General features: G+C 62.3%; 8 protein-coding genes and 1 pseudogene. 5 read left to right on the top strand and 4 right to left on the bottom strand.

What is annotated here, in order from left to right:
- Positions 1-65: 65 nt before the first annotated feature.
- Positions 66-2,927, bottom strand: a complete 2,862-nt coding sequence (locus P0D70_RS21935) for a 2-oxoglutarate dehydrogenase E1 component (protein ID WP_091794874.1) — start codon at positions 2,925-2,927, stop codon at positions 66-68.
- 555 nt (positions 2,928-3,482) lie between these two features.
- On the opposite strand from P0D70_RS21935, the gene P0D70_RS21940 reads away from it, so the two are divergent.
- A complete protein-coding gene (locus P0D70_RS21940) occupies positions 3,483-4,541 on the top strand; it encodes a hypothetical protein (RefSeq protein ID WP_408186027.1) in 1,059 nt (352 codons plus the stop codon).
- 163 nt (positions 4,542-4,704) lie between these two features.
- Here P0D70_RS21940 and typA read toward each other — a convergent pair whose 3' ends face one another.
- Complete coding sequence (gene typA, locus P0D70_RS21945) at positions 4,705-6,531, bottom strand: translational GTPase TypA (protein WP_091794884.1); 1,827 nt, start codon at positions 6,529-6,531, stop codon at positions 4,705-4,707.
- 318 nt (positions 6,532-6,849) lie between these two features.
- Here typA and P0D70_RS21950 point away from each other — a divergent pair, with 318 nt between their 5' ends.
- From P0D70_RS21950 to P0D70_RS21965, 4 genes and pseudogenes are all read left to right on the top strand, one after another.
- Positions 6,850-7,368 (top strand): MarR family winged helix-turn-helix transcriptional regulator, encoded by a 519-nt coding sequence (locus P0D70_RS21950; protein WP_091794887.1) that lies wholly within the window; start codon positions 6,850-6,852, stop codon positions 7,366-7,368.
- Between the two features lie 49 nt (positions 7,369-7,417).
- Positions 7,418-8,926 (top strand): efflux transporter outer membrane subunit, encoded by a 1,509-nt coding sequence (locus P0D70_RS21955; RefSeq protein WP_091794891.1) that lies wholly within the window; start codon positions 7,418-7,420, stop codon positions 8,924-8,926.
- Between the two features lie 81 nt (positions 8,927-9,007).
- A complete protein-coding gene (locus P0D70_RS21960; protein ID WP_091794894.1) occupies positions 9,008-10,246 on the top strand; it encodes an EmrA/EmrK family multidrug efflux transporter periplasmic adaptor subunit in 1,239 nt (412 codons plus the stop codon).
- 1 nt (position 10,247) lies between these two features.
- Positions 10,248-11,840, top strand: a pseudogene (locus tag P0D70_RS21965) (DHA2 family efflux MFS transporter permease subunit); the annotation flags it as partial.
- 131 nt (positions 11,841-11,971) lie between these two features.
- Here the strand turns inward: P0D70_RS21965 and truB are convergent.
- A complete protein-coding gene (gene truB, locus P0D70_RS21970; protein WP_091794900.1) occupies positions 11,972-12,907 on the bottom strand; it encodes a tRNA pseudouridine(55) synthase TruB in 936 nt (311 codons plus the stop codon).
- Between the two features lie 105 nt (positions 12,908-13,012).
- Positions 13,013-13,378 carry a 30S ribosome-binding factor RbfA gene (gene rbfA, locus P0D70_RS21975; RefSeq protein ID WP_042324072.1) on the bottom strand — a complete coding sequence of 122 codons (366 nt, stop codon included), beginning with the start codon at positions 13,376-13,378 and terminating at the stop codon, positions 13,013-13,015.
- Positions 13,379-13,452 lie beyond the last annotated feature (74 nt).

Here is a 13,452-nt window from a genome sequence, read left to right on the forward strand (position 1 = left end):
CCGCGCTGATCATTCAGATGCGGCACGGGAAAGCGCCCTGCGCTTTCCCGGTTCGGCTCTTGTGATTATTTAGCGATCGACGCGCTCTTGAGGCGGCCGAAAGCGCCTTCGACCAGCGCCTTCTGCTGCTCGTAGTGCTTCGCGTAGTAGCCGACTGCCGGCGAGGCCGAAGCCGGACGTCCGCTGTATGCCAGCTTCTGCCCTTCCTTCATGCCGTCCTTCAGGTGGTGCTCGATGTAGAACCACGGGCCTTGATTCTGCGGCTCGTCCTGCACCCAGACCACTTCGGTCGCGTTGTCGTACTTCTTCATTTCCGCTTCGAACTGCTTGTGCGCGAACGGATAGAGCTGTTCGATACGGATGATCGCGACGTCGTTCGACTTCGATTCACGGCGATGCGCCAGCAGGTCGTAGTACACGCGGCCCGAGCACACGACCACGCGCTTGACCTTCTTCGCGTCGATCGCTTCGTCGATTTCGCCGAGGATCGGCTGGAACGCGCCCTTCGCCAGTTCGGACAGATCCGACACGGCTTCCTTGTGACGCAGCAGCGACTTCGGCGTGGCGACGATCAGCGGCTTGCGGAACAGGCGGATCATCTGACGGCGCAACAGGTGGAAAATCTGCGCCGGCGTGGTCGGTTGAACGACCTGCATGTTGTGGTCTGCGCACAATTGCAGGAAACGCTCGATACGTGCCGACGAGTGCTCCGGACCCTGACCTTCGTAGCCATGCGGCAGCAGCATGGTGAGACCCGAAACGCGGCCCCACTTCACTTCGCCCGACGAGATGAACTGGTCGATCACGACTTGCGCGCCGTTCACGAAGTCGCCGAACTGCGCTTCCCACGCGACGAACGTATTCGGTTCAGCGGTCGAGTAACCGTATTCGAAGCCCAGCACCGCTTCTTCCGACAGCACCGAGTCGATCACCGTGAACTTCGCCTGACCTTCGGCGATGTTCTGCAGCGGCACGTACGTGCCGTCGTTCCAGCGTTCGCGGTTCTGATCGTGCAGCACCGCGTGGCGGTGCGTGAACGTGCCGCGGCCCGAGTCCTGACCGGTCAGGCGAACCGCGTAGCCCGAAGCGACCAGCGACGCGAATGCCAGGTGTTCGCCCATGCCCCAGTCGAGCTTCGCTTCGCCACGGCCCATCGCGCGACGGTCGTTAATGACGCGCTCGACCAGCGGGTGAACCTTGAAGTTTTCCGGAATCGTGGTGATGCGCTCAGCAAGGCGCTTCAGTTCCGCGAGCGGCACTGCGGTATCCGCGGCGTCGGTCCACTTGCGGTTCAGGAACGGCACCCAGTCCACCGCGTACTTGCTCTTGTAGTTCGAGAGCACCGGGTCGACCGTGTGATGGCCTTCGTCCATGGCCTTGCGGTAGGCCTTGACGTATTCGTCCGCGTCGGCAGCCGTGATCACGCCTTGCTGCACCAGCTTTTCAGCGTACAGCGCGCGCGTGCCCGGGTGCTTGGCGATCGTCTTGTACATCAGCGGCTGCGTGACAGCCGGCGTGTCCTGCTCGTTGTGACCCAGCTTGCGGAAGCAGACGATGTCGACGACGACGTCCTTGTGGAACTGCATGCGGAAGTCGATAGCCAGCTGCGTAGCCAGCACCACTGCTTCAGGATCGTCACCGTTCACGTGCAGCACCGGCGCTTCGATCATCTTGACCACGTCCGAGCAGTACAACGTGGAGCGCGAGTCGCGCGGGTCCGACGTCGTGAAGCCGATCTGGTTGTTGATGACGATGTGCAGCGTGCCGTGCGTGCCGTAACCACGCGTTTGCGCGAGGTTCAGCGTTTCCATCACGACGCCCTGGCCGGCGAAAGCCGCGTCGCCGTGGATCTGCACCGGCAGCACTTGCAGGCCGCTGTCGTCGCCGCGACGGTCCATACGGGCCTTGGCCGAACCTTCGACCACCGGGTTGACGATTTCGAGGTGCGACGGGTTGAACGCGAGCGACAGGTGGACCGGGCCGCCTTCGGTCGAGACGTCCGACGAGAAACCCTTGTGGTACTTCACGTCGCCGGCCGGCAGGTCGTCGTGGTGCTTGCCTTCGAATTCGGCGAACAGATCCGCCGGCATCTTGCCGAGCGTATTGACCAGCACGTTCAGACGGCCACGGTGAGCCATGCCGATGACGATTTCCTGAACGCCGTTGGCGCCGCCGTGACGCACGACTTCGTCCATCGACGCGATGAAGCTTTCGCCGCCTTCGAGCGAGAAGCGTTTCTGGCCGACGTACTTGGTGTGCAGGAAGCGCTCGAGGCCTTCAGCGGCCGTCAGGCGATTCAGGATGTGCTTTTTCTTTTCGTTCGAGAAGCTCGGCGTGGAACGGATCGATTCCAGCTTCTCTTTCCACCAGCGCTTCTGCTCCGGATCGCTGATGTACATGTACTCGGCGCCGATCGTGCCGCAGTACGTGTCGCGCAGTGCCTTGACGATCTCACGCAGCGAAGCACGCTCGAATCCGAAATACAGATTCGTGGCGCTGAACTCCTGGTCCATGTCGGCTTCGGTGAAGTCGTAGAACGCGGGTTCGAGTTCGGGGATGGCGGGACGTTCGCGGCGCTTCAGGGGATCGAGATTGGCCCATTGCGAGCCGAGGAAGCGATATGCGCCGATGAGGGACTGCACATAGACTTGCTTTCGCGCGGTGGCGAGGTCTTCGCCGCCGGTTGCGGTGCGCGGGATGAAGGCGTTGGCCTTGGCGCGTTGCGCAAACGATTCGACGATCGGGCCATGGGCCACGTCGTTGGCATTGCTGCCATCCGATGCAGGGACGTTCTGCAACGCGTCGAAATAGCTGCGCCAGTTCTCGGGCACTGACGCCGGATTATCGAGATACGCTTCGTACATTTCTTCTACGTACGGAGCATTGCCGCCGAACAGATAAGAGTTCGACTGGAATTGCTTCATCATTTTTACGCTCACCTTTCTTCGAGCTTCTCGAGAAATAGCGGGTTACAGAACCTTCCGCGACACGGCCTGACCGTTTAGCGGATTGCGCGAATCAAGTCTTGCTTGGAAGGACCTAAAACTTTGCACCCGGGGAGCATATCACAGAACGGATAGTGCAGATAGCAGACGGACCGGCCCCAGAGCCCGTCCGGACGGCGTTTGCGCGTCGTTTCGAAAATCCGCAAGAGTGCATGGCGCCATGCGCAACGATCGCCCTCAATAGGAGGCGCCCGCATGCATAGACACGAAGAGAGAAATCATGTTGTGGGGGCGCACCGCTGTTCGCCGTGGTGCGTCAACAAGACGAGGCCGCGGACACCGGCACCTTCTGGCCACCTCGGATGTAGTGGCTGCTCAATACCCTGCCCGGTGACGTTTTCCACAGACTGCATGCACGCAATACGGTTCCGGCATTGAAAGGCCGACGAGAGGATCGCGGCTTATCAAAGGAAGCGATGCGTATCGGTATGCCGTTACTTTCATGGTGTTTTTACGATTTTCCAAAGGAATGACCTAATGGGACTCACTGTCCAGAGCATGAGCGCAGTTATGCAGAAACAGGTTTCCGACAGCACGTCTTTCGCACCGAAAACGCCGGCACAGACACCAGCGGTGTTCCCGGGCCAGATTTTGCCCGGGGACAGGCGCACACCGCGACATGAGCGCTCCGTCGATCCGACACCGGGCGCGATCGGCAACGGACCGACCGACCCTGCGAAACAAGGGCCGGGCGCCGATCAGACACTGGATCGGGAAAAACGCGGCCAGGTGCTGGGCGCCTGCAGCGGGTCCCACTTCCGGGAATGCAGAGGCGGAGAGGAGCTTCTCCACGATGCAACATCGCACGAAAGATTCGATCAGGCCTACCACGCCAGGACGAGAAACGGCCCCGATGGGAAGGGCAGTTGCCAAGGCGTTGTTTTCGAAGCCATGCGCCGCGTTGATCGCGCGACCGATGGCGCCTCCGCCCCCGACACCTTGCCGGCCGCTATCCGCAATATGAACAGGGATATGGACACCCTGTCAGCGTCAAACGACGGGGGCATTTATGACCGTATCGACGGTTTCCAGAGAGGGTCCAGGCTCCCGCCACTCGCTAACTATCGCCAGTCGTCGAGCACTAATTTCAACCCCGACGGCAGGACTGATCGCTCGACCCGCATCGACGGATTGATCCATTCCTTCGATGGCAACACCATGCCTGAAGGCGGCCTCGCATACGTACGTTTAGGCATCCGGCACGCTGACTCGATGGCATCGGAGCCATACGGACACGCGTTAGCCATACAGCATCTTCCGGGCGGGAGCCAGTACACACTTTTCGATCCGAACAACGGCGCCTTCACGTATAGCAACCTTGCGGATATGCAAAACTCTTTGAGCAATTACCTAGGTACAGCATTCTCAGAGGATGGATACGTGGTCGCCCCGGATAGCGTTAATTTCTATACACCGCCCACAGCACGTGATTGGGGCTCAGCAGCGCCGATCACCACAGTTGCCCCACCCGGCGTCGTTCTGCCCGAGACCAATGAATTGCTGCAACACTTTGGACTCCACCACACCCAACTCTAAACCTCAACTCACACAAAGCACGAATCACGGCCGACAAATGTAACCTGTCCCGGCCGCCGCCCAAATGAAAGAAGCCGTTCCGGACAAGTCCGGAACGGCTTCTTTTTATCCACGCGGCGCCGAGGTCAGTAACAGCAGCACCTCAAGCGCACGTGCCATTCACTCAGTCCACCGCGCCCTTACGGCTCGCGCTGCGGCGCTCGTGTTCCTTCAGATAACGCTTGCGCAGACGGATGGATTGCGGCGTGACTTCGACCAGTTCGTCGTCGTCGATGAATTCGACCGCGTATTCCAGCGACATCTGGATCGGCGGCACGAGGCGCACCGCTTCGTCCGTACCCGACGAACGCACGTTGGTCAGCTGCTTGCCCTTGATCGGGTTCACGACCAGGTCGTTGTCACGGCTGTGAATGCCGATGATCATGCCTTCGTACAGCGGCTCGCCCGGCGACACGAACATACGGCCGCGATCCTGCAGCTTCCACAAGGCGTACGCGACTGCCGCGCCGTCGTCCTGCGAGATCAGCACGCCGTTGCGACGCTCGCCGACCGCGCCTTCGCGCACCGGCTGATACGAGTCGAACGTGTGGCTCATCAGGCCCGTGCCGCGCGTGAGCGTGAGGAATTCCGACTGGAAGCCGATCAGGCCGCGCGCCGAAATACGGTATTCGAGACGCGTACGGCCACGGCCGTCCGACGCCATGTCGAGCATTTCGCCCTTACGGCGGCCCAACTCTTCCATCACGCCGCCCTGGTGGCCGTCTTCCATGTCGACCGTCAGGTTTTCGTACGGCTCGTGCTTCACGCCGTCGACTTCCGTCATCACCACGCGCGGACGCGACACGGCCAGCTCGTAGCCTTCGCGACGCATGTTTTCCACCAGAATGGTCAGGTGCAGCTCACCGCGGCCCGCCACTTCGAACGTGGTTTCGTCGCCGGTTTCCTTCACGCGCAGCGCGACGTTGTGGTTCAGCTCCTTCATCAGGCGGTCACGGATCTGACGGCTCGTGACGAACTTGCCTTCGCGGCCGGCCAGCGGCGACGAATTGACGAGGAAGTTCATGGTCAGCGTCGGTTCGTCGACGGTGATCATGGGCAGCGCTTCCGGTTGTTCCGGTGCGCAGATGGTCACGCCAATGCCGATTTCTTCGATACCGTTGATCAGCACGATGTCGCCGGCTTCAGCCGAGTCGACCTGCACGCGCTCCAGACCCTTGAACGACAGCACCTGGTTGATCTTGCGGTTCAGGATCGCGCCGTCGGGACCCGAACGGACGGCGACCGCCATGCCGGGCTTGATGCGGCCACGCGTGATACGGCCGACGCCGATACGGCCGACATACGACGAATAGTCCAGCGACGTGATCTGCAGTTGCAGCGGCGCCTCCGGATCGGCCGGACGGACCGGCACGTGTTGCAGCACAGCCTCGAACAGCGGGCGCATATCGCCTTCGCGCACGTCCGGGGTCAAGCCTGCGTAGCCGTTCAGACCCGATGCGTAGACGATCGGGAAGTCGAGTTGTTCGTCGGTTGCGCCGAGCTTGTCGAACAGGTCGAACGTCTGGTTGATCACCCAGTCGATCCGCGCGCCCGGCCGGTCCACCTTGTTGATCACGACGATCGGCTTCAGGCCGAGCGCCAGCGCCTTCTTGGTCACGAAGCGCGTTTGCGGCATCGGACCTTCAACGGCGTCGACCAGCAGCAGCACGGAGTCGACCATCGACAGCACGCGCTCCACTTCACCGCCGAAGTCCGCGTGGCCCGGGGTGTCGACGATGTTGATGTGCGTGCCTTCGTACTCGACCGCGCAGTTCTTGGAAAGAATCGTGATGCCACGTTCTTTTTCGATGTCGTTCGAGTCCATCACCCGCTCAGCGATCTGCTGGTTGTCACGGAACGTGGCGGTTTGACGGAGGAGCTGGTCGACGAGCGTGGTCTTGCCGTGGTCGACGTGGGCAATGATGGCGATGTTGCGTAGGGCGCGAGTCATAGGAACCTGGAGACAGTTGAGTGCGCCAGCAGAGCAGCATTGTGTACGAAGCCAACAAAGCCCAAAGCGCACTTTTGGGAACCCAACATTATAGCACGCGCAAATGAAGCTTTCTGGTATTCCCTGATAAGCCCGCCGTCTTCCTCGTAGCGGCGCGCCGGAAATAAAGTGTAAGGGGCGGCAAAACCCTACGCAAAATCGCGCGGACCTTGTCTTGAGATGGAATAGACCTTTGCCTAAGCTGTAATAACACTTGCCGCGTCAACCAACCGCCCACTATAATCCTGCCTAGTCAACCATTGCATTCGCACGAGAATCATGACCGAGCCGTCTTCCACACCCACGCCGGACGTCATCAGTGAGTACCAGTTAGGCGAAAGCGTCGGCTACCTGATCTCGCGAGTGAAATCGACCATGTCGAACCTGGTCAATCAGCGCAGCATGGCCGAGTTGGGCATCACCAGCCAGCAAGGCAGCATCCTGTTCATGGTGGCGAGCGGCAAGTGCCTGCTGGCGGCCGAACTGGCGCGTGAATATGGCATCGACGCAAGCGCCATCACGCGTCTGATCGACCGGCTGGAAAAGCGCGGCCTGCTCACACGGGTGCGCAGCAACGAAGACCGCCGGGTCGTGCGCCTCGCGCTGACGCCGGAAGGTCTCGCGATCGCCGCCAGAATGCCGGCTATTTTCACCGGCGTGATGGACAACCTGCTCGGCGGCTTCACCCCGGAAGAAGTAGGTTTTCTGAAGAGCATGCTGCGCCGCGTGCTCCTCAATTCCGGCGACCAAACGGGACTAACCCGTGATGCAGCAAGCAATTTTGACAGTAAATCGTAAGAAATTGCTTGCAGCGTCCATCATTACAATTCACTCAAAGAGTCGAGCGATGAAATCCCTTTCCCTGTCCGCGCCCGCGCTTTCGAGCCGGGCCGCTGTCGCCGCCGCGGTGACGGTGCTCGCCCTCACAGGGTGCGCGAACTACATCGGCATGAAAAGCGACAAGCAGATGTCGTCGCCGGCCCAGTACGAGTCCGCGCAGAGCCTGCCCGCTCAGAGCGGCCAGTGGCCGTCGCTCGATTGGGCCAACCAGTTCGGCGACCCGCAACTGCCCAAGCTGATCGCGGAAGCGCTGGAAGGCAGCCCGTCGATCGCGCAAGCCCAGGCGCGGCTCGCCAAAGCCTCGTCCTATATCGAGAGTTCGCGCGCGGCCCTTTATCCGAAGGCCAACGCCAGCTACTCGTGGACCCGCGAGCTCTTCTCCGAAAACGCGCTCTACCCGCCTCCGTACGGCGGCACCTGGTATAGCGAGAACAATGTGCTCGCGAGCGCGTCGTGGGATCTGGACCTGTGGGGTAAGAATCGCCAGCGTCTCGGCCAGGCCGTGTCGCAGGAAAAGGCCGCTGAGGCCGACATGCAGCAGGCGCGCGTCACGCTCGCGGCGTCGGTGGCCAGCACGTACAACCAGCTCGCGCAGCTGTACGCGTTGCGCGACATCGCCGCGCGCGAAATCGCCAACCGCCAGGATATCGGCCGCATCACCAACGGCCGCGTGGCCGCCGGCCTCGACACCAATGTCGAGCGGCAAACCGCGAACGGCAACATCGCGACCACCCAGGCCAATTTGACCGACCTCGACGGCCAGATCACGGTCGTGCGCTACCAGTTGGGCGCGCTGCTCGGCAAGGGTCCGGATCGCGGCCTGCAGATCGCCGAACCCACGCTGACCAAGGGCGACGTCGTGGCGCTGCCGAACAATCTGCCCGCCGACCTCGTGGCGCGCCGCGCGGATATCGTCGCCGCCCGCTGGCAGGTCGAAGCCGCGATGCACGACGTGAAGGAAGCCAAGGCCGAATTCTTCCCGGACGTGAACCTCGCGGCCGGCTTCGGTTTCGACGCGTTCGGCTGGGGCCGCTTCCTCAAGGCCGGCAGCCGCCAGATGCAATTCGGCCCGGCGATTCATCTGCCGATCTTCGACGCCGGCGCGCTGCGCTCGCAACTGAAAGGCCGTTATGCCGACTTCGACCTCGATGTGGCGAACTACAACCAGACGCTGATCAACGCGCTCTCGGATGTCGCGACGCAAGTGTCGTCGATCAAGTCGATCGACCAGCAGCAAGGCGACGCACAGCGCGCGCTCGACGCATCGACCAAGGCATATCAGCTGGCGGTGATCCGCTACAAGGCCGGCTTGTCACCGCAGTTGCAGGTGCTGACCGCCGACCAGAACCGCCTCGCCGCTGAGCAGACGGTCACCAGCCTGAAGATGCGCCGCCGCGACATGCAGATCAGCCTCATCAAGGCGCTCGGCGGCGGTTTCGACGCGACGCAAACCGGCCTCGTGGTGCCGACCGATGCCCCGGCATCGGCCACCGCCGCGACCGCAGCGGCAAATTGAGCGCGCGAACCACGGCCAGAACGAACACTCGCACGAACATCCGAATAAACGACGACGCTTGAGAGAACCCGGAGCACATCAATGAGCACCCCCCAGCAGCCCGCGGCTAACACCCAACCGGCACAATCGGCGAATAACGGCAAACGCAAGCGCATGATGACGCTGCTCGTCATCGTGATCCTGATCGCCGCGATCGCTTACGGCCTTTACTACTTCCTCGTCGCGCGTTTTCACGAAGACACCGACGACGCGTATGTGAATGGCAACGTCGTCCAGATCACGCCGCAAGTCACCGGCACGGTCGTCGCCGTGAACGCGGACGACACCCAGACGGTGAAGGCCGGCGACCCGCTCGTCGTGCTCGATCCGGCCGACGCCCGCGTCGCGCTGGAACAGGCCGAGGCCAATCTGGCGCAGACGGTGCGCCAGGTGCGCGGCCTGTTCGCCGACGACAATCAATATCAGGCGCAAGTCGCCGTGCGTCAGGCCGACCTGTCGCGCGCCCAGGACGACCTGAAGCGCCGTATGACGGTTGCGCAAACCGGCGCCGTGTCGCAGGAAGAAATCTCGCACGCCCGCGACGCCGTGAAGAGCGCGCAAGCCGCCGTCGACGCCGCCCAGCAGCAACTGGCGTCGAACCGCGCGCTGACCGCCAACACCACGATCGCGAATCACCCGAACGTGCAGGCCGCCGCCGCGAAGGTCCGCGACGCATACCTGAACAACGCGCGTAACAACCTGCCGGCGCCGGTCACGGGCTACGTGGCGAAACGCTCGGTGCAGGTCGGCCAGCGCGTCTCGCCGGGCACTCCGCTCATGGCGATCGTGCCGCTCGGCGGCGTGTGGGTCGACGCGAACTTCAAGGAAGTGCAGCTCAAGCACATGCGCATCGGCCAGCCGGTCGAACTGACGGCCGACGTGTACGGCTCGTCGGTGGTGTATCACGGCAAGGTGGTCGGCTTCTCGGCCGGCACGGGTTCGGCGTTCTCGCTGTTGCCCGCGCAGAACGCGACCGGCAACTGGATCAAGGTGGTGCAGCGTCTGCCGGTGCGGATCGCGCTCGATCCGAAGGAACTCGAACAGCACCCGCTGCGCATCGGCCTGTCGATGCAGGCTGACGTGAGCATCAAGGACGACAACGGCGGCCAGCTCGGTCAGGCGCCGAACACGGTCTATCAGACCAACGTGTTCGAAAAGTACGGTGACGAGGCCGACGCGGAAATCGCCCGCATCATTTCGGAAAACGCAGGCCCGAACGGCGGCTCGCAGAAGTCGGCCCAGGCCGGCAGCGCGAAGCCTGCCGCCGCGAAACTGATGTAAGCCGAGTGACGAATCAGACAAGGCTTCCTTAATGGCTCAGGCTCAGGCGCAAGTCCCTCACCCGCCGCTCGAGGGCGCGCAACTGGTGATCGGCACCATCGCGGTGTCGCTCGCCGTCTTCATGAACGTGCTCGACACGTCGATCGCGAACGTATCGATTCCGTCGATTTCCGGCGACCTCGGTGTGTCGTCCGACCAAGGCACGTGGGTCATCACCTCGTTCGCGGTCGCCAATGCGATCTCCGTGCCGCTCACCGGCTGGCTGACCGACCGCATCGGCCAGGTGCGCCTGTTCATGGCGTCGATCATCCTGTTCGTGATCTCGTCGTGGATGTGCGGCCTCGCGCCGACGCTGCCGTTCCTGCTCGCTTCGCGCGTGTTGCAAGGCGCGGTGGCCGGTCCCATGATCCCGCTGTCGCAAACGCTGCTGCTCGCGAGCTATCCACGCGCCAAGGCCCCCATGGCGCTATCCATGTGGGCCATGACCACGCTGATCGCGCCGGTGGCGGGCCCGATTCTCGGCGGCTGGATTTCGGACAACATCTCGTGGCCGTGGATTTTCTACGTCAACATTCCGGTCGGCGCGATTGCCGCCGTGGCGACGTGGATGATCTTCCGCAACCGCGATTCCGTCATCAGAAAAGCGCCGATCGACGGCGTCGGGCTCGGTCTGCTGATCGTCTGGGTCGGCTCGCTCCAGGTCATGCTCGACAAAGGCAAGGATCTCGACTGGTTTTCGTCGACCACCATCGTCGTACTGGCGCTGGTCGCAGTGATCGCGCTGGCGTTCTTCATCGTGTGGGAATTGACGGCCGAGCATCCGGTGGTCGACCTCTCGCTCTTCAGCCGTCGCAACTTCACGGGCGGCACGGTCGCCTTGTCGATCGGTTACGGGCTCTATTTCGGCAATCTCGTGCTGCTGCCGCTGTGGCTGCAAACCGATATCGGCTACACGGCGACCGAAGCCGGCCTCGTCATGGCGCCGGTCGGCCTGTTCGCCGTGCTGCTGTCGCCGATCACGGGCAAGGTGTTGCCGCGTACCGATCCGCGCTATATCGCGACCTTGTCGTTTCTCGTGTTCGCGCTGTGTTTCTGGATGCGTTCGCGCTATACCACCGGCGTCGATACGTACTCGCTGCTGGTGCCAACCTTGATTCAGGGGATCGGCATGGCCGGGTTCTTCATCCCGCTGGTGTCGATTACCTTGTCAGGGCTGCCGGGTAACCGGATTCCGGCGGCGTCGGGCTTGTCGAATTTCGTGCGGATCATGTGCGGCGGCATCGGCACGTCGATCTTCCAGACCGCGTGGGACCACCGCTCGATCATGCATCATGCGCAACTGGCCGAGCAGGCCAACGCGTACAACCCGGTGTTCGACCAGTCGATCCGGCAAATGGGCGCGGCGGGCTTCAGTCAACCGCAGGCTTATGGCCTGTTCAACTCGATGGCGACGCAGCAGGCCGCGCAACTGGGTGTGAACGATCTGTTCTTCGTGTCCGCTGGTATCTTCGTCGCGCTAATTGCGCTGATCTGGATCACGAGGCCTGAGCGCGCCGGTGGTGACGCGGGTGCGGCGGCCGCGGCGGCGCACTAAGTTTTCCGCGCCGGTTGCCTCGGCAAACGATATGAAAAAAGGCGGGACCGCTATCGAGCGGTCCCGCCTTTTTTTCTGCACCTTCGATCGGGTATGCGCATCACGCACGCTGCCCACCGTCCAGAAGGCTTTCAGCTCGCCGTAGTGACGACCAACCGTTCCGGCGCCAGCACGCCCTCGCCTTGCTTCGCGACACCCAGCAGACGCCCCTGCGCGGCATACACCCGAACGCGCGGCGCATTCAATGCTTCGCCTGTGATATCCAGTTCGGACAGTTTCAACCGCTGACCGTGCAGGAAGCGGCGCGTCGCGTCTTCGTTCAACTGGACGAGCGGGAAAGTGGACAGCAATGCGTCCACCGGTTGCAGCCACGCGTCGCGCTCGCCTTCCGTTGCATCGGACAATGCGTCGAGCGTCACCGAATTTTCAAGCGTCAGCGCGCCAACGCCCGTGCGTCGCAGCGCCACCAGATGCGCGCCGCAACCCAACGCTTCGCCGATATCCTCGGCCAGTGTGCGCACATAGGTGCCCTTGCTGCAGGTCACGCGAAACGTCACGTCCGGCAACGCGCAACTGAGCAAATCGAGCTTCAGGATCGTCACCTGGCGCCCTTCCCGCTCCACCGTCTGGCCGGCACGCGCATATTCGTACAGCGGCTTGCCGTCACGCTTGAGCGCCGAATACATTGGCGGAACCTGAGTGATTTCGCCGAGGAATGTGGGCAGAACCGCTTGAATCGCCGCCTCGTCGCAGGTCACTTCGCGCGTGTCGATGGCTTCGCCCTCGGCGTCGCCGGTGGTCGTGCGAATGCCGAGGCGCATGGTGGCCTCATACGTCTTGTCGGCTTCGAGCAGGTCTTGCGAAAACTTCGTGGCTTCGCCGAAACAAAGCGGCAGCAAGCCAGTCGCGAGCGGATCGAGCGTACCGGTGTGGCCCGCTTTTTTTGCCAGATAAAGACGTTTCGCGCGAATCAGCGCGTCGTTGCTCGACAGGCCGAGCGGCTTGTCGAGCAACAGGACGCCGTCGAGCGCGCGGCGCGGCACGCGGGGGCGTTGAGATGCGGTCATGTCGGAGGGACGAAATCTTCGATAAATACGGAAAACAGCGACGGAAAACAGCGCTGAGCGCAGAGCCACTCAGGCATCGCGGCGAGAGCCTCGGCTACAGCGCCCTCAGTCTTCTTTCGCGCGATTCGCGTTCGCCTCGTCGATCAGACGCGACATTTCGACGGCTCGCTCGATCGTCTTGTCGTAATGGAAATGCAGCGTCGGCACGGTGTGGATATGCAGGCGCTTGAACAGCTGATTGTGCAGATGCCCGGCCGCATGCGTGAGCGCTTCGAGCGTCTGTTGCGGATCGCCCGTGAGCGTCGTGAAGTAGACCTTGGCGTGCGCGTAGTCCGGCGTCAGCTCGACACTTTGAATCGTGACGATGCCGATGCGCGGATCCTTGACCTCGCGCAGCAGCTCGGACAAATCGCGCTGGATCTGATCGGCGATCTGCACGTTGCGATTGGGGGAAGAACGTTTTTTAGGCATGGTGTGATGTGATGTGATCCGCTTTAACGGATGCAAAAAATGGTTCGCGCTAGCGCGGTGCGGGCTTTTCTTCC

Source organism: Paraburkholderia sp. RL17-381-BIF-C (assembly GCF_046026435.1).
Classification (GTDB): Bacteria; Pseudomonadota; Gammaproteobacteria; order Burkholderiales; family Burkholderiaceae; genus Paraburkholderia.

Excerpts from the sequence above, each read along its gene's own strand:
- rbfA (WP_042324072.1), bottom strand. The coding sequence starts at position 13,378 with ATGCCTAAAAAACGTTCTTCCCCCAATCGCAACGTGCAGATCGCCGAT.
- P0D70_RS21940 (WP_408186027.1), top strand. The coding sequence starts at position 3,483 with ATGGGACTCACTGTCCAGAGCATGAGCGCAGTTATGCAGAAACAGGTT.
- P0D70_RS21935 (WP_091794874.1), bottom strand. The coding sequence starts at position 2,927 with ATGATGAAGCAATTCCAGTCGAACTCTTATCTGTTCGGCGGCAATGCT.
- P0D70_RS21960 (WP_091794894.1), top strand. The coding sequence starts at position 9,008 with ATGAGCACCCCCCAGCAGCCCGCGGCTAACACCCAACCGGCACAATCG.
- typA (WP_091794884.1), bottom strand. The coding sequence starts at position 6,531 with ATGACTCGCGCCCTACGCAACATCGCCATCATTGCCCACGTCGACCAC.
- P0D70_RS21955 (WP_091794891.1), top strand. The coding sequence starts at position 7,418 with ATGAAATCCCTTTCCCTGTCCGCGCCCGCGCTTTCGAGCCGGGCCGCT.
- truB (WP_091794900.1), bottom strand. The coding sequence starts at position 12,907 with ATGACCGCATCTCAACGCCCCCGCGTGCCGCGCCGCGCGCTCGACGGC.
- P0D70_RS21950 (WP_091794887.1), top strand. The coding sequence starts at position 6,850 with ATGACCGAGCCGTCTTCCACACCCACGCCGGACGTCATCAGTGAGTAC.